We start from the raw sequence: 19,714 nt of genomic DNA, 5'->3' as shown, positions 1-19,714 counted from the left end.
GGTAAGGCGCAGCCGCCCCCCGGGCTTTTTTTTATGCTTTCTTCCCGCCGTACTGGCTAAACCATGCCAGCATTCTCTGCCAGCCATCTTTAGCGGATTCCGCGTGATAGCTCGGACGATAATCGGCATTAAACGCGTGTCCGGCATCGGGATACACCACGATTTCGGCCTTCGCGTTCGCCGCCCGCAGCGCGTGGCGCATCGTCTCGACGGTATCAAGCGGAATGCCGGTATCCTGGCCGCCATACAGCCCTAACACCGGGGCATTGAGATCGGTAGCGATATCAACCGGATGCTTCGGTGAGTTCAGCGTCTTTTCGCCCACCAGTTTGCCGTACCAGGCAACGGCGGCTTTCAGCTGCGGGTTATGCGCGGCATACAGCCAGCTAATGCGTCCACCCCAGCAGAAACCGGTGACCATTAAGCGGTGCGGGTCGCCGCCGTTGCGCGCCGCCCAGCTGGCGACGTGGTCGAGGTCTGCCAGCACCTGCGCGTCCGGCACTTTGCTGACCAGGTTGCTGAACAGCGTCGGGATATCACTGTAGTCATTCGGATCGCCCTGACGGAAGTAGAGCTCTGGCGCAACGGCCAGATAGCCTTCAAGCGCCAGGCGGCGGCAGAGGTCGCGAATATGTTCGTGAACACCGAAAATTTCCTGAACCACAATCACGATGGGCAGCGGGCCGTCCGCCGATTTTGGTCGTGCGTGATAAGCAGGCATGTTCTCTCCCTGCGAGGGAATAGAGGTCTCACCTGCCGTGATGGCGTCTTCAGACGTTGAGACGATGGTTGAAGCATGCGGAGCCGCAGCAGGTGCAAATCCGGTTTTTTCAGTCATGGCATTCTCCGTACCAATGAGTTAGCGCAAAGGTAAATATAGACACCAGGTTAACAACTCACAGTGCCTTAAACGGTCTATCTTTTGTGCAGCACCCGACGATATAACTTGTTAATGTGATGTGAGTCACCTTTTGATGGAAATTCAATGCAATCATTTTCATTCATGGTGAGATGTGTCACGAAATTATGCTTACCGCTTCTGTAAAGTACCGTTTTACTTCTTCTGACTAACCGACCCACAGAGGAGTCACCTATGTCTAAGTCTGATGTTTTTCATCTCGGCCTCACTAAAAATGATTTACAAGGGGCTACGCTCGCTATCGTCCCTGGCGACCCAGAGCGTGTGGAAAAGATCGCCGCGCTGATGGATAAGCCGGTCAAGCTGGCTGCCCATCGTGAATTCACCACCTGGCGCGCAGAGCTGGATGGCAAAGCGGTGATTGTGTGCTCTACCGGTATCGGTGGCCCGTCTACCTCTATCGCCGTGGAAGAGCTGGCGCAGCTGGGCATTCGTACTTTCCTGCGTATCGGCACCACCGGCGCGATTCAGCCGCACATTAACGTCGGCGACGTGCTGGTGACGACCGCATCCGTGCGTCTGGACGGCGCAAGCCTGCACTTTGCACCGATGGAATTCCCGGCAGTGGCTGACTTCGAGTGCACCACCGCGCTGGTTGAAGCGGCGAAATCCGTGGGCGCAACCACTCACGTGGGCGTAACTGCCTCTTCTGATACCTTCTATCCGGGCCAGGAGCGTTACGACACCTTCTCAGGCCGCGTAGTGAGCCGCTTCAAAGGCTCAATGGAAGAGTGGCAATCCATGGGCGTGATGAACTACGAGATGGAATCCGCAACGCTGCTGACCATGTGCGCAAGCCAGGGTCTGCGTGCCGGTATGGTGGCGGGCGTTATCGTCAACCGCACCCAGCAGGAGATCCCGAACGCCGAAACCATGAAGCAGACAGAAAGTCACGCGGTAAAAATCGTGGTTGAAGCGGCTCGCCGCCTGATCTAGTCCTCCTCTCTGAGATAAAAGGCCGACGCGTTCGGCCTTTATTTTTTGCGTAGCGCCTCGCAGGAAAACCCTTTCAAACTGGACGTTTATACAGCACAATCTTATTTTGTGCGGGTAATACGTTGATGCAGGGGGCATTGTGGATATCTCAATCCTTATTTATGCGGTAATTGCGCTGGCTGGCGTGGCGATAGGCTGGCTGATATCCAGCTATCAGCATGCACAGCAGAAGGCCGAGCAGTTGGCTGAACGCGAAGAGATCGTCGCCGATTTAAGCGCCGCAAAACAGCAGCTTGCCCTAAGCGACCACTGGCGCGACGAGTGTGAACTGCTCAATAACGAACTGCGTAACCTGCGCGACATCAACACCTCGCTGGAGGCCGATCTCCGCGAAGTGACTACCCGCCTTGAATCTACCCAGCTGCATGCCGAAGACAAAATCCGCCAGATGATCAACAGCGAGCAGCGCCTCAGCGAGCAGTTCGAGAACCTCGCCAACCGCATTTTCGAGCACAGCAACCGCCGCGTTGATGAGCAAAATCGCCAGAGCCTGAACAGCCTGCTGACGCCGCTGCGCGAACAGCTGGACGGCTTTCGCCGTCAGGTACAGGACAGCTTTGGTCAGGAAGCCCGCGAACGCCACACGCTGGCGCATGAGATCCGCAATCTTCAACAGCTGAATGCCCAGATGGCGCAGGAGGCGGTCAACCTGACGCGGGCGCTGAAAGGCGATAACAAAACCCAGGGTAACTGGGGGGAAGTGGTGCTCACCCGCGTGCTGGAGGCCTCTGGCCTGCGGGAAGGGTATGAATACGAAACGCAGGTGAGTATCGAAAACGATGCCCGCTCGCGAATGCAGCCGGATGTGATTGTGCGTCTGCCGCAGGGCAAAGATGTGGTCATTGACGCCAAAATGACGCTGGTGGCCTATGAGCGCTACTTCAACGCTGAAGATGACTATACGCGCGAATCGGCGCTGCAGGAGCACATTGCCTCCGTGCGTAACCATATTCGCCTGCTGGGCAGAAAAGATTATCAGCAGCTGCCGGGGCTGCGCTCGCTGGACTACGTGCTGATGTTTATCCCGGTCGAACCCGCGTTTTTGCTGGCGCTCGACAGACAGCCCGAGCTGATCACCGAAGCGCTGAAAAATAACATTATGCTGGTCAGCCCCACCACGCTGCTGGTGGCCTTACGCACCATTGCGAACCTGTGGCGCTATGAGCACCAGAGCCGTAACGCGCAGCAGATTGCCGACCGCGCCAGCAAGCTGTACGACAAAATGCGCCTCTTCGTGGACGATATGTCCTCCGTCGGGCAAAGCCTGGATCGTGCGCAGGATAACTACCGCCAGGCGATGAAAAAGCTCTCCTCCGGGCGTGGCAACCTGCTTGCGCAGGCTGAAGCATTCCGCAGCCTGGGAGTGGAGGTTAAACGCGAGATTAATCCGGAATTGGTCGAACAGGCGACAGCCCAGGACGAAGAGTTCCGACTGCGTGAGGGCGGGGATGAACAAAATACCCCCAACCAGGACAACGATTTAGCGGCGGATTTATCGCCAGACGAGCAGCCAGCGCGTTTCTTTCGCGGTGGTTGAATCGTAGGGCAATTGCGCCCAATCTGTTACACTTCACGAACATTTGACTGATTAGCAGGCTCTGAGATGGTTGACGATTCACAAGACACGACGCACTTTGGCTTTCAGACTGTAGCCAAAGCGCAGAAAGCTGACATGGTGGCCCACGTATTTCATTCCGTGGCGGCGAAGTACGATGTGATGAATGACTTGATGTCGTTCGGCATTCATCGCTTGTGGAAGCGCTTCACCATCGACTGCAGCGGTGTGCGTCGTGGACAAACGGTTCTCGATCTGGCTGGCGGTACGGGCGATCTGACGGCGAAATTCTCCCGTCTGGTGGGCGAAACCGGTCGCGTTGTACTGGCTGATATTAATGACTCCATGCTTAAAATGGGACGCGAAAAACTACGTAACATCGGCGTGGTGGGTAATGTGGAATACGTGCAGGCCAACGCCGAAGCGCTGCCGTTCCCGGACAATACTTTTGACTGCATCACGATTTCCTTCGGTCTGCGTAACGTCACTGATAAAGAAAAAGCGCTGCGCTCCATGTACCGCGTGCTGAAGCCGGGTGGACGCCTGCTGGTGCTCGAGTTCTCTAAACCGATTATCGACCCGCTGAGCAAAGCCTACGACGCCTATTCCTTCCACGTGCTGCCGCGTATTGGCGAACTGGTGGCAAACGACGCGGAAAGCTATCGCTATCTGGCGGAATCAATTCGCATGCATCCGGATCAGGACACCTTAAAAGCCATGATGCAGGATGCGGAATTTGAGAACGTTGAGTACTTCAACATGACGGCGGGTGTCGTCGCGCTGCATCGCGGTTACAAATTCTGAGTGGAGGTGTCCCGTGCCCTTTAAACCCTTAGTCACCGCAGGCATCGAGAATGTGCTGAATGCCTTCCTGTATCGCGCTCCGGCGTTGAAAGCCGCACGTCAGCGGCTAAACGGGAAGGTACTGCGCATTGTGTTAAAAGAGTTCTCGACGCCGCTCGTGCTGGTTTTCAGCGAACGTCAGCTTGACGTTCTGGGTGAGTGGGAAGGTGAAGCTGATTGCTCGGTCATTACCCATATGAGCGTGCTGCCAAAACTGCGCGATCGCCAGCAATTAACGGCGCTTATCCGCAGCGGTGAGCTGGAAGTGGAAGGCGACATCCAGGTCGTGCAGAACTTCGTTGCGCTCAGCGATCTGGCTGAGTTTGACCCGGCAGAGCTGCTGGCGCCTTTTATTGGCGACATCGCCGCTGAAGGGATCGGGAAAGTTATTCATGGCGGCACGGCGTTCCTGCGCAAAAATCTGCAACGCCAACAGCGTTATGCCGCAGAAGTGCTGACCGAAGAGTGGCGCATGGCGCCTGGGCCGCTGGAAGTTGCGTGGTTCGCAGAAGAGACGGCCGCGGTTGAACGTGCGGTTGATGCCCTAAGCAAACGGCTGGAAAAACTGGAGGGCAAATGACGCCTGGTGAAATTCGGCGCCTCTATTTTATCATCCACACCTTTTTGAGTTACGGGCTCGACGAGCTCATCCCCAAAATGCGTATCACGCTGCCGCTCAGGATCTGGCGGCGGACGCTGTTCTGGATGCCAAATCGCCATAAAGGTCAGCCGCTGGGTGAACGCCTGCGTCTGGCGCTGCAGGAGCTCGGCCCGGTATGGATTAAGTTCGGACAGATGCTCTCAACTCGCCGCGATCTCTTCCCGCCGCACATTGCCGATGAACTGGCGATGCTGCAGGACCGTGTCGCCCCGTTTGACGGGGTGAGAGCGAAGAAACAGATCGAGGAGGCGATGGGTAACCTTCCCGTTGAAACCTGGTTTGACGATTTCGAAATAGAACCGCTGGCGTCGGCTTCTATCGCTCAGGTGCACACTGCGCGTCTGAAAGAGAACGGCAAAGAAGTGGTGATCAAGGTGATCCGCCCGGATATCCTGCCGATTATCAAAGCCGACATGAAGCTAATTTATCGTCTGGCGCGCTGGGTTCCGCGTCTGCTGCCGGACGGCCGTCGACTGCGCCCGATGGAAGTGGTGCGGGAATATGAAAAAACGCTGATTGATGAGCTTAATCTGCTGCGTGAATCGGCAAACGCCATTCAGCTGCGCCGCAATTTTGAAAACAGCCCGATGCTCTACGTGCCTGAAGTCTATTCTGACTATTGCAGCCAGAACATGATGGTCATGGAGCGCATCTACGGTATTCCGGTTTCGGATGTGGTGGCCCTGGAGAAGCAGGGAACGAACATGAAGCTGCTGGCCGAACGTGGCGTGCAGGTCTTCTTTACCCAGGTATTCCGCGACAGTTTTTTCCATGCGGACATGCATCCGGGTAATATCTTCGTGAGCTATGAGCATCCTGAGGATCCGAAATACATCGGTATCGACTGTGGAATTGTGGGCTCGCTGAATAAAGAAGATAAACGTTATCTGGCTGAGAACTTCATCGCCTTCTTCAACCGCGACTACCGTAAGGTGGCCGAGCTGCATGTGGATTCCGGCTGGGTTCCGCCAGACACCAACGTCGAAGAGTTCGAGTTTGCTATCCGTACCGTTTGCGAACCGATTTTTGAAAAACCGCTGGCAGAGATTTCTTTTGGACACGTGCTGTTAAACCTGTTCAATACGGCCCGCCGCTTTAATATGGAAGTTCAGCCACAGTTAGTTTTACTTCAGAAAACATTACTTTACGTTGAGGGTGTAGGTCGACAACTCTATCCTCAGTTAGACTTGTGGAAGACGGCTAAACCTTTCCTGGAATCCTGGATTAAGGATCAGGTTGGCCTTCCAGCGCTGGTGCGTTCGCTGAAAGAGAAAGGCCCGTTCTGGATCGAAAAAATGCCTGAAATTCCTGAACTGGTTTACGACAGTTTGCGTCAGAGCAAGAATCTTCAGCACAGCATGGATAAAATCGCCCGCGAGCTTCAGTCCAGCCGTGTGCGCCAGGGACAGTCACGCTACCTCTTTGGCATTGGCGCAACGCTGCTGTTGAGCGGTACGTTGCTGCTGATCAACCGTCCTGACTGGCAGATGATGCCCGCCTGGCTGATGGCTGGCGGGGTTGTTGTCTGGCTTGCAGGATGGAGAAAAACGCGCTGAGTTTGCATCGCCATCGACAGGTCGCATACGTATAATGCGACCTGACCAATTAATCATCTATCCCTGAGGAATATGTATGGGTGGTATCAGTATCTGGCAATTAGTCATTATTGCCGTCATCGTTGTGCTGCTGTTTGGCACCAAAAAGCTCGGTTCTATTGGTTCCGATCTGGGCGCGTCTATCAAAGGCTTCAAGAAAGCGATGAGCGATGATGAGAGCAAGCAGGATAAAACCAGCCAGGACGCTGACTTTACTGCTAAATCCATCTCCGATAAGCAAGAAGATGCCAAAAAGGAAGACGCTAAACGCCACGATAAAGAGCAGGTGTAAGTCGTGTTCGACATTGGTTTTAGTGAGCTGCTGCTGGTCTTTGTGATTGGTCTGATCGTGCTGGGGCCGCAGCGTCTGCCGGTAGCGGTGAAAACCGTCGTGGGCTGGGTTCGAGCGCTAAGATCGCTGGCTTCGACCGTTCAGAACGAGCTGGCGCAGGAACTTAAGCTGCAGGAGTTTCAGGAAAGCCTGAAAAAGGTTGAGAAGGCGAGCATGGATAACCTGACGCCGGAACTGAAAGCCTCAATGGATGAGCTGCGCGAAGCGGCGGAATCCATGAAGCGCTCTTACAGCGTTAACGATCCTGAAAAAGCGAGCGATGAAGCGAACACTATTCATAACCCGGTGGTGAAGGACAGCGAAGCGCAGCGTGAGGGCGTGACGCCAGCGAGTGCGGAGCACCAGGCCGCAGCGCCTGAACAAACACCGCAGGAAACTGAACTGAAAAAACAGGCGCAGCCGGAAGAGCCGGTGGTAAAAGCGGCTGAAGCGAAACCCGCCGCGCCCGTTTCCGAATCATCCCCCTCGTCGAGTGATAAAGCGTAACTATGGCAGTAGATGATACTCAACCGCTTATTACGCACCTGATTGAGCTGCGTAAGCGCCTGTTAAACTGCATTATTGCGGTATTCCTCATATTCCTGTGCCTGGTCTATTTCGCCAACGATATTTATCAGGTGGTTTCTGCGCCGCTGATCAAGCAGATGCCGCTGGGGGCAACGATGATTGCAACAGACGTTGCATCACCGTTTTTCACCCCGATTAAGCTCACCTTCTGGGTGTCGTTGATTGCGTCTGCACCCGTCATCCTTTATCAGGTATGGGCATTTGTGGCGCCAGCACTGTACAGGCACGAACGTAAACTGGTGATCCCGCTGCTGGTCTCCAGTTCGCTGCTGTTCTATATCGGCATGGCGTTTGCCTACTTCGTTGTCTTCCCGCTAGCCTTTGGCTTCCTGACGCATACCGCGCCGGAAGGGGTTCAGGTATCGACGGATATCGCCAGCTACCTCAGCTTTGTGATGGCGCTGTTTATGGCGTTCGGTGTGGCGTTTGAAGTGCCGGTGGCCATTGTGCTGCTCTGCTGGGTTGGGGTAACCACCCCTGATGACCTGCGTAAGAAGCGTCCCTATATTCTGGTGGGCGCCTTCGTAGTCGGCATGCTGCTGACGCCGCCGGACGTCTTCTCACAAACGTTGCTGGCAATACCGATGTACTGCCTGTTTGAGGTTGGCGTATTCTTCTCGCGTTTCTACGTGGGAAAAGGACGCCGGTCGGACGATGAAGACGATGCGTCCGAAAAGACCACTGAAGAGTAAAACCAGCCGCCCGTCAGGGCGGTTGTTCTATGGGGAATCGCATGTTTGATATCGGACTCAACCTGACCAGCTCGCAGTTTGCGAAAGATCGTGACGAGGTGGTTGCGCGTGCTTTTGAGGCTGGCGTAAAAGGGCTGCTCCTGTCCGGGACCAACCTGCATGAGAGCGAGCAGGCACTGCTGCTGGCGCAACGCTATCAACACTGCTGGTCAACCGCCGGCGTCCACCCTCATGACAGCAGCCAGTGGACGGCGGAGAGCGCAGAAATCCTGCGCACGCTGGCAAAAACGGCAGAGGTGGTGGCTATTGGCGAGTGCGGGCTCGATTTTAACCGCAACTTCTCCACGCCTGAAGAACAGGAAAAGGCGTTCACTGCCCAGCTTGCGCTGGCGGCAGAGCTTGAAATGCCCGTCTTTATGCACTGTCGCGATGCGCATGAACGTTTTCTCGCACTGCTGGACCCGTGGCTGGATAAACTGCCCGGCGCAGTGCTCCACTGCTTCACCGGGTCTCGCCAGGAAGCGCTGGATTGCCTGAACCGCGGTTTGTATCTGGGGATCACCGGTTGGGTGTGTGATGAGCGCCGCGGGCTTGAGCTTCGCGAGCTGCTGCCGATAATCCCGGCAGACCGTTTGCTACTTGAAACCGATGCGCCATACCTGCTGCCGCGAGATATGAAGCCCAAACCGGCATCGCGGCGAAACGAGCCCGCCTTGCTGGGGCACATTGTTGAGCGCGTAGCGCACTGGCGCGGAGAGGATCCGCACTGGCTTTCCGCGCAGACGGATGACAACGTGCGTCGCCTGTTCGGGATAAACGTTTAAACTTTGCGGAAGTCGGTGTTTTTCACGCTCTGCAGCACCTGCTTGTTCAGCAGATTGAGCAACAGCATGGAGCGCGCTTCACCGTCCGGCTCGGCGAAAATCGCCTGCAGGCCTTCGAATGCGCCTTCGGTAATGACGACGCTATCGCCCGCGTAAGGGGTTTCCGGGTCGGTGATCCCTTCAGGCTGTTGATAAACAGACAGCTGATGAATGACGGTCGACGGAACGGTTGCCGGGTGGGCACCAAAACGAACGAAGTGGCTGACGCCGCGCGTTGCGCTGATGGTAGTGGTGTGGATCACCTCGGGGTCGAACTCCACGAACAGATAGTTCGGGAATAAAGGCTCACTAACGGTTGTGCGCTTCCCGCGCTGCATTTTTTCAAGCGTGATCACGGGTGTCAGACAATTTACAGACTGACGTTCAAGATGTTCCTGCGCGCGCTGAAGTTGCCCGCGTTTGCAATACAGTAAATACCAGGCCTGCATAATCACTCTTTCCCTTAGTTCGGGGCGCAAGCATATCAAAACCCTGGAGGGATCGCTAAGTTGATTATAATGGGGGAAATTCGAACACAGCGGATAAGTTCACGCTAATTTAACAAAATTACAGCATCAAGCAGGCTTACGCCGTATAATGAAGCGCTTACAGAGAGGCCATGACTAACTGCATGAAATACCACGATCTCCGCGACTTCCTGACGCTGCTGGAAAAGCAGGGTGAACTGAAACGCATTACACTTCCTGTTGATCCTTATCTGGAAATGACAGAAATTGCTGACCGCACCCTGCGTGCCGGTGGCCCTGCATTACTGTTTGAAAATCCAAAAGGTTACTCAATGCCGGTGCTGTGCAACCTGTTTGGCACCCCGCGTCGTGTCGCGCTGGGAATGGGGCAGGAAGACGTTACCGCGCTGCGTGAAGTGGGGAAACTGCTGGCATTTCTGAAAGAGCCTGAGCCACCGAAAGGTTTCCGCGATCTGTTCGATAAGCTGCCGCAGTTTAAGCAGGTGCTGAACATGCCCACCAAACGCCTGCGCGGCGCGCCGTGTCAGCAGAAAGTGCTGGAAGGCGATGCGGTGGATCTCACCAAAATCCCTATCATGCAGTGCTGGCCTGAAGATGCTGCGCCGCTGATCACCTGGGGCCTCACCGTGACGCGCGGACCGCATAAAGAGCGGCAAAACCTCGGTATTTATCGCCAGCAGCTGATTGGCAAGAATAAGCTCATCATGCGCTGGCTGTCGCACCGCGGCGGCGCGCTGGATTTCCAGGAGTGGTGTGCTGCACATCCGGGTGAACGGTTCCCGGTGTCTGTCGCGTTAGGTGCCGATCCGGCCACCATTCTGGGGGCGGTCACGCCCGTACCGGATACGCTCTCTGAATATGCGTTTGCTGGCCTGCTGCGCGGGACTAAAACCGAGGTCGTGAAGTGTATCTCCAACGATCTCGAAGTGCCGGCCAGCGCCGAAATTGTGCTGGAAGGTTACATTGAGCAGGGTGAAATGGCGCCAGAAGGCCCATACGGCGACCACACCGGCTATTACAACGAAGTGGATAACTTCCCGGTGTTTACCGTCACGCATGTTACTCAGCGTGAAGATGCGATTTATCACTCCACCTATACTGGCCGCCCACCGGATGAACCGGCGGTGCTCGGCGTGGCGCTGAACGAAGTATTTGTGCCGATCCTGCAAAAGCAGTTCCCGGAAATCGTTGATTTTTATCTGCCGCCTGAAGGATGCTCGTATCGCATGGCGGTGGTCACGATGAAGAAGCAGTATCCCGGACATGCTAAACGCGTGATGATGGGCGTATGGTCTTTCCTGCGCCAGTTTATGTATACCAAATTTGTTATTGTCTGCGATGATGACGTTAACGCCCGTGACTGGAACGATGTTATCTGGGCGATAACCACGCGAATGGATCCTGCGCGTGATACGGTGTTAGTCGAAAATACGCCGATAGATTATCTGGATTTTGCCTCGCCGGTTTCCGGTCTTGGCTCAAAGATGGGACTGGATGCCACAAATAAATGGCCTGGCGAAACCGACCGTGAATGGGGTCGCCCGATCAAAAAAGATCCTGCTGTGACCGCGCGAATTGACGCGATCTGGGACGAACTGGCCATAATGAATAACGGTAAACCCTGAGCTGACCGTTAAGCCCTATAGACTTCCCGACAGAGAGAGCGAATGACAACCTTAAGCTGTAAAGTGACGTCGGTAGATGCTATTACCGACACCGTATATCGCGTCCGTTTGGTTCCTGAAGCGGCATTCTCATTCCGTGCCGGCCAGTACCTGATGGTGGTGATGGATGAGCGTGATAAGCGTCCTTTCTCTATGGCCTCTACGCCAGCAGAGCAGGAATTTATTGAGCTGCATATTGGTGCGTCTGAGCTTAACCTGTACGCGATGGCCGTGATGGACCGCATCCTGAAAGAGCGTGAGATTGTGGTCGACATTCCTCACGGCGACGCGTGGTTGCGTGATGACGAAGACCGTCCGCTGATTCTGATCGCGGGCGGTACGGGCTTCTCCTATGTGCGCTCTATTCTGTTGACCGCGCTGGCGCGTAATCCAGACCGTGACATCACCATCTACTGGGGCGGCCGTGAAGAGAAGCACCTGTACGACCTGTCTGAACTGGAAGCGCTGAGCGTTAACCATCCTAACCTGCGCATTGAGCCAGTGGTCGAGCAGCCGGAAGAGGGCTGGCGTGGACGTAGCGGGACGGTGCTGACGGCGGTACTGCAGGATCACGGCACGCTGGCAGGACATGATATCTACATTGCAGGCCGTTTCGAGATGGCGAAAATTGCCCGCGACCTGTTCTGTAACGAACGCGATGCGCGTGAAGATCGCCTGTTTGGCGATGCGTTTGCGTTTATCTAAATAAAAAGCCCGCCCCTGACAGGCGGGAAGAACGGCAACTAAACTGTCTCTCTTCGCCAATGACGCCATAACTGCGTTGGCTGCGCTCGGTCACCCGAATCACTTACTAATGTAAGCTCATCGGGATTCGCTCGCTTGCCGCCTTGTTCTGACGTCATTGGCTTTGAGATACTTTTCCTTACTTACACTCTCTCAAACACCGTCGCGATACCCTGACCCAGGCCGATACACATCGTTGCCAGACCAAACTGGGCATCTTTGCGTTCCATCAGGTTAATCAGCGTCGTGCTGATACGCGCCCCGGAACAGCCCAGCGGGTGACCGAGGGCGATCGCGCCGCCGTTGAGGTTAATCTTCTCGTCGATCTGCTCCATCAGCCCCAGATCTTTAATGCACGGCAGGATCTGCGCGGCAAACGCTTCGTTCATCTCGAACAGATCGATATCGCTGGCAGTTAAGCCCGCTTTTTTCAGCGCCAGCTTCGAGGCCGGAACCGGGCCGTAACCCATGATTGAAGGATCGCAGCCCACCACCGCCATCGAACGCACGCGAGCGCGTGGCGTCAGGCCCAATTCGCGGGCGCGGCTTTCGCTCATCACCAGCATCGCGGCGGCACCGTCGGACAGCGCCGACGACGTCCCTGCCGTTACCGTACCGGTGACCGGATCAAATGCCGGACGCAGGGAAGAAAGCGCTTCGACCGTCGTTTCCGGACGAATGACTTCGTCGTAGCTGAACTGCTTCAGTACGCCGTCTGCATCGTGGCCGCCGGTGGGGATGATCTCATTCTTGAAGGCACCGGACTGCGTGGCGGCCCAGGCGCGCGCGTGAGAGCGCGCGGCAAAAGCATCCTGCATTTCACGACTGATGCCGTGCAGGCGGGAGAGCATCTCGGCGGTCAGGCCCATCATGCCTGCGGCTTTCGCCACGTTGCGGCTCATGCCCGGATGGAAATCGACCCCGTGGCTCATCGGCACGTGGCCCATGTGTTCAACGCCGCCGACCAGACAGGCCTGCGCATCGCCGGTCATGATCATGCGCGCCGCGTCGTGCAGGGCCTGCATCGACGAACCGCACAGGCGGTTGACGGTGACCGCCGGAACCGAATGCGGGATCTCCGCCAGCAGCGACGCGTTGCGGGCGATGTTGAAGCCCTGCTCCAGCGTTTGCTGCACGCAGCCCCAGTAGATATCGTCGAGCGCTGCTGGGTCCAGCGCCGGGTTACGCGCCAGCAGGCTACGCATCAGGTGCGCGGAGAGATCTTCCGCTCGCACGTTACGGAACGCACCGCCTTTTGAACGGCCCATCGGGGTGCGAATCGCATCAACAATGACAACCTTTTCCATTGTGACTCCTTAAGCCGTTTTCAGCGCGCCAACCGGACGGGCTGGTTCAACTGCTGGATAGTAGGGTTCGTTATGGCGCGCTTTGTTACGCAGCCCTTCCGGCACTTCATAAAGCGGGCCGAGGTGCTGATACTGCTGCGCCATATCGAGATAGCGGGCGCTGCCGAGCGTATCCAGCCAGCGGAACGCGCCGCCGTGGAACGGAGGGAAGCCCAGGCCATATACCAACGCCATATCCGCTTCTGCCGGGCTGGCAATAATGCCTTCTTCCAGGCAACGGACCACTTCGTTGATCATCGGAATCATCATGCGGGCAATAATTTCGTCGTCGGTGAAGTCGCGTTTCGGCTGGCATACGTCGGCCAGCAGACCATCCACCGCCGCATCTTCTTCTTTCTTCGGTTTGCCTTTGCTGTCTTCTTTATAACGCCAGAAGCCCAGGCCGTTTTTCTGTCCGAAGCGGTTGGCGTCAAAGAGGGCGTCAATGGCATCGCGATAATCTTTCTGCATGCGCTGCGGGAAGCCTGCCGCCATGACGGCCTGAGCGTGGTGGGCGGTATCAATGCCGACGACGTCCAGCAGATACGCCGGGCCCATCGGCCAGCCGAACTGTTTTTCCATTACTTTGTCGATTTTGCGGAAGTCCGCGCCGTCGCGCAGCAGCTGGCTGAAGCCGGCGAAGTACGGGAACAGCACGCGGTTCACAAAGAAACCTGGGCAATCATTAACGACGATCGGCGTTTTACCCATCTTGCTTGCCCACGCCACGACTTTAGCGATGGTTTCGTCAGAGGTTTTTTCTCCACGGATCACTTCGACCAGTGGCATACGGTGTACCGGGTTGAAGAAGTGCATTCCGCAGAAGTTTTCCGGACGCTTCAGCACGCTCGCCAGTTCGCTGATGGGGATGGTGGAGGTGTTTGAGGCCAGGACGGCGTCCGGGCGAACCTTGTCTTCCGTTTCCGCCAGCACCGCTTTTTTGACTTTCGGGTTCTCAACGACCGCTTCAACCACCACGTCCACACGGTCGAAACCGCTGTATTCCAGCACAGGCTGGATGGTTGAGATCACGCCTGCGAGCTTCAGCCCGTCAATTTTTCCGCGCTCAAGCTGTTTATTCAGCAGCTTGGCGGCTTCGGTCATGCCCAGCGTCAGAGATTTCTCGTTGATGTCTTTCATCACTACCGGCACGCCTTTCCAGGCCGACTGGTAAGCGATGCCGCCGCCCATAATACCGGCGCCGAGTACCGCCGCGTGTTTTGGCGTCTCAACGTTTTTGGTCAGCTGTTTGGCTTTGCCCTTCACGAACTGATCGTTGAGGAAGATACCAACCAGCGCGCGGGCTTCATTGGTGTGCGCCAGTGGAACAAAGCTCTGGTTTTCCAGCTTCAGGGCTTCGTCGCGGCCAAAGCGGGCTGCCGCTTCAATGGTTTTCACCGCCGTGATTGGCGCCGGGTAGTGTTTACCCGCCGTCTGCATCACCATGCCTTTGGCGATGGTGAAGCTCATGGTGGCTTCAATCTTGCTGAGCTTTAACGGCTCCAGCTTCGGCTGACGTTTGGCCTTCCAGTCGAGGTCGCCGTTAATCGCCTGACGCAGAATGGCGAGTGCACCTTCAACCAGCTTCTCTGGTTTCACGACGCCGTCGACCAGACCGATTTTCTGCGCTTGTTCTGCACCCACGTCTTTACCGGCGGCAATGATTTCCAGGGCGCTGTCGGCGCCCAGCATGCGCGGCATACGCACGGAACCGCCAAAGCCCGGCATGATGCCCAGCTTGGTTTCCGGCAGGCCGATACGCAGGTCCGGCGTCGCCAGACGGTAGTCGGTCGCCAGCACGCACTCGCAGCCGCCGCCCAGCGCGTAGCCGTTCACGGCAGAGATCGTTGGAACAGGCAGATCTTCCAGACGATTAAAGACGCTGTTGGCAAAGTGCAGCCACTGGCTCAGCTGTTCTTCCGGAACCTGGAACAGCGAGAGGAATTCGGTGATATCGGCACCGACAATAAAGGCCGCTTTGTTAGAACGCAGCAGCAGCCCTTTTAATTCAGATTGCTTTTCAAGTACTTCCAGCGCCTGGCCAAGACTGGCCACCGTCGCGGTATCAAGCTTATTCACTGAGCCGGGGGCATCGAACACCAGTTCGGCAATGCCATCTTCCAGCCAGTTGAGGTACAGGGTGTCGCCTTTGTAAAGCATGTCAGTCTCCTGAATCCAGCAAGTGGATCTGGTCATACCAGATGAGACGGAGTGTGGAATTTATGTTAATAAAATGCAAATTACTCATTAAGAAATTGCTGCGTTGATCACGGTCGGTGGAAATCACGCAGCCGGAGTGAGGTGTGCTAAGATGCGATGACTTGAGGTCAAAAAAACGAAAGGAAGAATGATGGACTCACTGGCTTCGCTTTATAAAAATCATATCGTTACCCTACAGGAACGTACCCGCGATGTACTGGCCCGCTTCAAGCTGGATGCTCTTCTGATCCACTCCGGCGAGCTGATGAATACTTTTCTTGATGACCACGCCTATCCGTTTAAGGTTAACCCGCAGTTTAAAGCCTGGGTGCCGGTGACACAGGTTCCGAATTGCTGGCTGCTGGTGGACGGCGTGAACAAGCCGAAACTGTGGTTCTACCTGCCGGTTGATTACTGGCACAACGTCGAACCGCTGCCGACCTCTTTCTGGACCGAAGAAATTGAGGTGATCGCCCTGCCAAAAGCGGACGGCATTGGCAGCCAGCTGCCAGCGGCGCGCGGCAACATCGGCTACATTGGCCCTGTACCTGAACGTGCGCTCGGTCTGGATATTCCGGCTGACAAACTCAATCCGAAAGGCGTGCTGGATTACCTGCACTATTACCGCGCGTATAAAACCGACTATGAACTCTACTGCATGCGTGAAGCGCAAAAAACGGCGGTGAATGGTCACCGCGCCGCGCACGAAGCGTTCCAGTCAGGCATGAGCGAGTTCGATATCAACCTGGCCTACCTGACCGCAACCGGTCATCGTGACACCGACGTACCGTACAGCAACATCGTCGCGCTGAATGAGCATGCGTCTGTTCTCCACTACACCAAACTGGATCATCAGGTTCCGTCTGAGATGCGCAGCTTCCTGCTGGACGCAGGCGCAGAGTACAACGGCTATGCGGCCGATCTGACCCGCACCTGGGCGGCGAATGCGGATACCGATTTTGCGCAGCTTATTAAGGACGTAAACGACGAACAGCTGGCGTTGATTGGCACCATGAAGGCCGGAACCAGCTACGTGGATTACCACATCCAGTTCCATCAGCGCATTGCCAAACTGCTGCGTAAGCATCAGATTGTGAAAGACATGAGCGAAGAGGCGATGGTCGAAAACGACCTGACCGGGCCATTTATGCCGCACGGTATCGGCCACCCGCTGGGCCTGCAGGTTCACGACGTTGCGGGCTTCATGCAGGATGATACCGGCACGCACCTGGCGGCACCGTCTAAATATCCTTACCTGCGCTGCACCCGTATTCTTGAGCCGCGCATGGTATTGACCATCGAGCCGGGGATCTACTTTATTGAATCCCTGCTGGCGCCGTGGCGTGAAGGGCAGTTCAGCAAGCACTTCAACTGGGAAAAAATCGACGCGCTGAAACCGTTTGGCGGCATTCGTATCGAAGATAACGTGGTGGTTCACGAGAACGGTATCGAGAATATGACGCGAGACCTGAAGCTGGCCTGATGGAAAGCTGGCTGATACCGGCTGAACCGGTCACCTTTGTTGAGGAAATCAAGAAAAGCCGCTTTATTACGCTGCTGGCGCACACCGACGGCGTAGAGGCGGCGAAAGCGTTTGTCGAGTCCGTTCGCGCGGAGCACCCTGACGCACGTCACCACTGCGTGGCGTGGGTGGCAGGGCCGCCGGACGATTCGCAACAGCTCGGTTTTTCAGACGACGGTGAACCGGCGGGCACAGCCGGTAAACCCATGCTCTCCCAGCTGATGGGTAGCGGCGTGGGTGAAATTACCGCCGTGGTGGTGCGCTACTACGGCGGCATCCTGTTGGGCACGGGCGGGCTGGTTAAAGCGTATGGCGGTGGAGTGCAGCAGGCACTGAATATCCTGACGACCACCCGCAAAACGCCGCTCACCGAATATACTTTATTGTGCGATTACGCTCAGCTATCGGGCATTGAAACACTGCTCAAACAATTTAACGGCGTGATTGCGCACAGTGATTACCAGGCAATGGTGCAATTACGCGTGGCGCTTCCTCAGGCAGAACTGGCTGCTTTTTCAGCAAAACTGGCTGATTTTAGTCGTGGTTCGTTGCAATTGCTGCCGATTGAAGAATAATCCCCACCTCACTTTTTTGAATACCAAAGGAAGCGGCAGAGATGCATTTTCGTGCCATAACCCGAATCGTTGGATTGCTGGTCATACTCTTTTCGGGGACGATGATTCTCCCTGGACTGGTGGCGCTTATCTACCGGGACGGCGCGGGGCGGGCTTTTACCCAGACCTTCTTTGTCGCGCTGGCGATCGGCTCGCTGCTGTGGTGGCCGAACCGTCGTCAGAAAGGTGAGCTGAAATCTCGCGAAGGCTTTCTGATTGTGGTCCTGTTCTGGACGGTGCTGGGAAGCGTCGGTTCGCTGCCCTTTATCTTCTCTGAGCAGCCTAACCTCAGCATCACGGATGCCTTTTTTGAATCGTTTTCTGGTTTAACGACCACCGGTGCGACGACGCTGGTGGGGCTGGATTCGTTACCCCACGCTATTCTCTTTTATCGTCAGATGCTGCAGTGGTTCGGGGGGATGGGGATCATCGTCCTGGCGGTGGCCATCCTGCCGATTCTGGGCGTCGGGGGGATGCAGCTGTACAGGGCTGAAATGCCGGGGCCGCTGAAAGATAATAAGATGCGCCCGCGTATTGCCGAGACGGCGAAAACCCTGTGGCTGATTTATGTTCTGCTGACGGTAGCCTGCGCGCTGGCGCTGTGGTTTGCCGGGATGCCTGCGTTTGATGCTATCGGGCACAGCTTCGCGACGATTGCCATTGGCGGGTTCTCCACTCACGATGCCAGCGTGGGGTACTTCGACAGCCCAACGATTAACACCATCATTGCGATTTTCCTGCTGATCTCCGGCTGTAACTACGGCCTGCACTTCTCTTTACTGAGCGGACGTAGCCTGAAGGTGTACTGGCGCGATCCTGAGTTCCGCATGTTCATTGGCGTCCAGCTTACCCTGGTCGTCATCTGCACCCTGGTGCTGTGGTTCCATGATGTTTACAACTCGGCGCTGACCACGCTCAATCAGGCGTTTTTCCAGGTGGTGTCGATGGCGACGACCGCCGGGTTTACCACGGACAGCATCGCGCGCTGGCCGCTGTTCCTGCCGGTACTGCTGCTGTGCTCCGCGTTTATCGGCGGCTGCGCCGGGTCGACGGGCGGTGGTCTGAAGGTGATTCGTATTCTGCTGCTGTTCAAGCAGGGGAACCGTGAGCTGAAGCGCCTGGTCCACCCGAATGCGGTCTACAGCATTAAGCTGGGGAACCGCGCGCTGCCGGAACGTATCCTCGAAGCGGTGTGGGGGTTCTTCTCGGCGTATGCGCTGGTCTTTATCGTCAGCATGCTGGCGATCATCGCGACGGGAGTGGATGATTTCTCCGCTTTTGCGTCCGTCGTCGCAACACTAAACAACCTCGGGCCTGGCCTGGGGGTTGTGGCGGATAACTTTGCCAGCATGAACCCGGTTGCGAAATGGATCCTTATTGCCAATATGCTGTTTGGTCGTCTTGAGGTCTTTACGCTGCTGGTGCTGTTTACCCCAACATTCTGGCGCGAATAAGGAGCCGTTGATGAAAACACTGATTCTTTTCTCTACGCGAGACGGACAAACGCGTGAGATTGCCGCGTATCTGGCGTCGGAATTAAAAGAGCTGGGCATTTACTCGGATGTGGTGAACCTGAATCGCGCAGAGGAGATTGCCTGGCAGGAGTACGATCGCGTGGTGATTGGCGCCTCCATTCGTTACGGACACTTCCATCCGGCGCTGGATCGCTTTGTGAAAAAGCATACGGCGGTACTCAACACATTGCCGGGCGCGTTTTACTCGGTCAATCTGGTTGCCCGTAAAGCTGAGAAGCGTACGCCGCAGACCAACAGCTACACGCGCAAATTTTTGCTCGGCTCGCCGTGGCAGCCAGACCTGTGCGCCGTCTTTGCCGGTGCGCTGCGCTATCCTCGCTACCGCTGGTATGACCGCTTCATGATCCGCCTGATAATGAAGATGACGGGTGGCGAAACCGATACGCGTAAAGAAGTGGTTTATACCGACTGGTCGCAGGTGGCCAGTTTTGCGCGGGAAATTGCCCATTTAGCGGGCGATTCGCGACTTAAATAAGCGTTAAGTTTGAAAAGTGAGCGAACGAAAAGTTTTTTGTATTTTGTGCTTGTCACTTCAGAATAACTCCCTATAATGCGCCTC

At 56.0% G+C, this 19,714-nt stretch carries 19 protein-coding genes; 15 read left to right on the top strand and 4 right to left on the bottom strand.

Features of this window, described 5'->3' with window-relative positions; genetic code table 11:
* Positions 1-31: 31 nt before the first annotated feature.
* Positions 32-838 (bottom strand): dienelactone hydrolase family protein, encoded by an 807-nt coding sequence (locus IM313_RS21215; protein ID WP_028014781.1) that lies wholly within the window; start codon positions 836-838, stop codon positions 32-34.
* 255 nt (positions 839-1,093) lie between these two features.
* On the opposite strand from IM313_RS21215, the gene udp reads away from it, so the two are divergent.
* The 9 genes from udp to tatD all read left to right on the top strand — a co-directional run bounded on the left by udp (position 1,094) and on the right by tatD (position 9,004).
* Positions 1,094-1,855, top strand: coding sequence for a uridine phosphorylase (gene udp / locus IM313_RS21210; RefSeq protein WP_003860792.1), 762 nt, complete (start codon positions 1,094-1,096; stop codon positions 1,853-1,855).
* Positions 1,856-1,994: 139 nt separating this feature from the next.
* A complete protein-coding gene (gene rmuC / locus IM313_RS21205; protein ID WP_048959730.1) occupies positions 1,995-3,452 on the top strand; it encodes a DNA recombination protein RmuC in 1,458 nt (485 codons plus the stop codon).
* A gap of 66 nt (positions 3,453-3,518) precedes the next feature.
* Entirely contained in the window at positions 3,519-4,274 is a 756-nt protein-coding gene (ubiE, locus tag IM313_RS21200) for a bifunctional demethylmenaquinone methyltransferase/2-methoxy-6-polyprenyl-1,4-benzoquinol methylase UbiE (protein WP_028014779.1), read from the top strand.
* Between the two features lie 13 nt (positions 4,275-4,287).
* The gene (gene ubiJ, locus IM313_RS21195) at positions 4,288-4,893 is read left to right on the top strand and encodes a ubiquinone biosynthesis protein UbiJ (protein ID WP_028014778.1); all 606 of its coding nucleotides are present in this window, start codon (positions 4,288-4,290) and stop codon (positions 4,891-4,893) included.
* Positions 4,890-6,530, top strand: a complete 1,641-nt coding sequence (ubiB, locus tag IM313_RS21190) for a ubiquinone biosynthesis regulatory protein kinase UbiB (protein ID WP_028014777.1) — start codon at positions 4,890-4,892, stop codon at positions 6,528-6,530. Before ubiJ ends, ubiB begins: the two co-directional genes overlap by 4 nt.
* 76 nt (positions 6,531-6,606) lie before the next feature.
* Entirely contained in the window at positions 6,607-6,861 is a 255-nt protein-coding gene (gene tatA, locus IM313_RS21185; RefSeq protein WP_013099238.1) for a Sec-independent protein translocase subunit TatA, read from the top strand.
* Positions 6,862-6,864: 3 nt separating this feature from the next.
* Positions 6,865-7,407: a Sec-independent protein translocase protein TatB gene (gene tatB, locus IM313_RS21180; RefSeq protein ID WP_028014776.1), complete on the top strand. Its 543-nt coding sequence runs from the start codon at positions 6,865-6,867 to the stop codon at positions 7,405-7,407.
* A gap of 2 nt (positions 7,408-7,409) precedes the next feature.
* Positions 7,410-8,180, top strand: coding sequence for a Sec-independent protein translocase subunit TatC (gene tatC / locus IM313_RS21175; protein WP_028014775.1), 771 nt, complete (start codon positions 7,410-7,412; stop codon positions 8,178-8,180).
* Positions 8,181-8,221: 41 nt separating this feature from the next.
* Complete coding sequence (gene tatD, locus IM313_RS21170) at positions 8,222-9,004, top strand: 3'-5' ssDNA/RNA exonuclease TatD (RefSeq protein WP_192972107.1); 783 nt, start codon at positions 8,222-8,224, stop codon at positions 9,002-9,004.
* On the opposite strand, the gene rfaH is transcribed toward tatD, so the two are convergent.
* Positions 9,001-9,492 (bottom strand): transcription/translation regulatory transformer protein RfaH, encoded by a 492-nt coding sequence (gene rfaH, locus IM313_RS21165; RefSeq protein WP_020882871.1) that lies wholly within the window; start codon positions 9,490-9,492, stop codon positions 9,001-9,003. The two genes, tatD and rfaH, sit on opposite strands and share 4 nt — an antisense overlap.
* 170 nt (positions 9,493-9,662) lie before the next feature.
* Between rfaH and ubiD the strand changes: the two genes are divergently transcribed.
* Both ubiD and fre read left to right on the top strand, forming a co-directional pair.
* Positions 9,663-11,156, top strand: a complete 1,494-nt coding sequence (gene ubiD / locus IM313_RS21160) for a 4-hydroxy-3-polyprenylbenzoate decarboxylase (protein ID WP_028014773.1) — start codon at positions 9,663-9,665, stop codon at positions 11,154-11,156.
* A gap of 42 nt (positions 11,157-11,198) precedes the next feature.
* On the top strand, positions 11,199-11,900 hold the full coding sequence (gene fre, locus IM313_RS21155; protein WP_028014772.1) for an NAD(P)H-flavin reductase: 702 nt from the start codon (positions 11,199-11,201) through the stop codon (positions 11,898-11,900).
* Positions 11,901-12,082: 182 nt separating this feature from the next.
* Here the strand turns inward: fre and fadA are convergent, their stop codons facing one another.
* The gene (gene fadA, locus IM313_RS21150) at positions 12,083-13,246 is read right to left on the bottom strand and encodes an acetyl-CoA C-acyltransferase FadA (protein ID WP_028014771.1); all 1,164 of its coding nucleotides are present in this window, start codon (positions 13,244-13,246) and stop codon (positions 12,083-12,085) included.
* A gap of 9 nt (positions 13,247-13,255) precedes the next feature.
* Entirely contained in the window at positions 13,256-15,445 is a 2,190-nt protein-coding gene (gene fadB, locus IM313_RS21145; protein ID WP_045260977.1) for a fatty acid oxidation complex subunit alpha FadB, read from the bottom strand.
* A gap of 190 nt (positions 15,446-15,635) precedes the next feature.
* Between fadB and pepQ the strand changes: the two genes are divergently transcribed.
* The 4 genes from pepQ to hemG are packed head-to-tail and all read left to right on the top strand — an operon-like array spanning position 15,636 to position 19,630.
* Positions 15,636-16,967, top strand: coding sequence for a Xaa-Pro dipeptidase (gene pepQ, locus IM313_RS21140; protein ID WP_028014769.1), 1,332 nt, complete (start codon positions 15,636-15,638; stop codon positions 16,965-16,967).
* Positions 16,967-17,581 carry an IMPACT family protein gene (locus IM313_RS21135; RefSeq protein ID WP_041911843.1) on the top strand — a complete coding sequence of 205 codons (615 nt, stop codon included), beginning with the start codon at positions 16,967-16,969 and terminating at the stop codon, positions 17,579-17,581. Before pepQ ends, IM313_RS21135 begins: the two co-directional genes overlap by 1 nt.
* 41 nt (positions 17,582-17,622) lie before the next feature.
* Complete coding sequence (gene trkH / locus IM313_RS21130) at positions 17,623-19,074, top strand: Trk system potassium transporter TrkH (protein WP_013099227.1); 1,452 nt, start codon at positions 17,623-17,625, stop codon at positions 19,072-19,074.
* 10 nt (positions 19,075-19,084) lie between these two features.
* On the top strand, positions 19,085-19,630 hold the full coding sequence (gene hemG, locus IM313_RS21125) for a menaquinone-dependent protoporphyrinogen IX dehydrogenase (RefSeq protein WP_028014767.1): 546 nt from the start codon (positions 19,085-19,087) through the stop codon (positions 19,628-19,630).
* Positions 19,631-19,714: the final 84 nt, after the last annotated feature.

The sequence above is a fragment of the Enterobacter cloacae complex sp. P2B genome (assembly GCF_014895985.1).
Taxonomy (GTDB): Bacteria; Pseudomonadota; Gammaproteobacteria; order Enterobacterales; family Enterobacteriaceae; genus Enterobacter; species Enterobacter bugandensis.
This window is presented reverse-complemented; position numbering and strand designations above follow the sequence as displayed.

Excerpts from the sequence above, each read along its gene's own strand:
- tatC (WP_028014775.1), top strand. The coding sequence starts at position 7,410 with ATGGCAGTAGATGATACTCAACCGCTTATTACGCACCTGATTGAGCTG.
- ubiE (WP_028014779.1), top strand. The coding sequence starts at position 3,519 with ATGGTTGACGATTCACAAGACACGACGCACTTTGGCTTTCAGACTGTA.
- trkH (WP_013099227.1), top strand. The coding sequence starts at position 17,623 with ATGCATTTTCGTGCCATAACCCGAATCGTTGGATTGCTGGTCATACTC.
- IM313_RS21135 (WP_041911843.1), top strand. The coding sequence starts at position 16,967 with ATGGAAAGCTGGCTGATACCGGCTGAACCGGTCACCTTTGTTGAGGAA.
- fre (WP_028014772.1), top strand. The coding sequence starts at position 11,199 with ATGACAACCTTAAGCTGTAAAGTGACGTCGGTAGATGCTATTACCGAC.
- fadB (WP_045260977.1), bottom strand. The coding sequence starts at position 15,445 with ATGCTTTACAAAGGCGACACCCTGTACCTCAACTGGCTGGAAGATGGC.
- fadA (WP_028014771.1), bottom strand. The coding sequence starts at position 13,246 with ATGGAAAAGGTTGTCATTGTTGATGCGATTCGCACCCCGATGGGCCGT.
- ubiB (WP_028014777.1), top strand. The coding sequence starts at position 4,890 with ATGACGCCTGGTGAAATTCGGCGCCTCTATTTTATCATCCACACCTTT.
- udp (WP_003860792.1), top strand. The coding sequence starts at position 1,094 with ATGTCTAAGTCTGATGTTTTTCATCTCGGCCTCACTAAAAATGATTTA.
- pepQ (WP_028014769.1), top strand. The coding sequence starts at position 15,636 with ATGGACTCACTGGCTTCGCTTTATAAAAATCATATCGTTACCCTACAG.
- IM313_RS21215 (WP_028014781.1), bottom strand. The coding sequence starts at position 838 with ATGACTGAAAAAACCGGATTTGCACCTGCTGCGGCTCCGCATGCTTCA.
- tatD (WP_192972107.1), top strand. The coding sequence starts at position 8,222 with ATGTTTGATATCGGACTCAACCTGACCAGCTCGCAGTTTGCGAAAGAT.
- rfaH (WP_020882871.1), bottom strand. The coding sequence starts at position 9,492 with ATGCAGGCCTGGTATTTACTGTATTGCAAACGCGGGCAACTTCAGCGC.
- hemG (WP_028014767.1), top strand. The coding sequence starts at position 19,085 with ATGAAAACACTGATTCTTTTCTCTACGCGAGACGGACAAACGCGTGAG.
- tatA (WP_013099238.1), top strand. The coding sequence starts at position 6,607 with ATGGGTGGTATCAGTATCTGGCAATTAGTCATTATTGCCGTCATCGTT.
- ubiD (WP_028014773.1), top strand. The coding sequence starts at position 9,663 with ATGACTAACTGCATGAAATACCACGATCTCCGCGACTTCCTGACGCTG.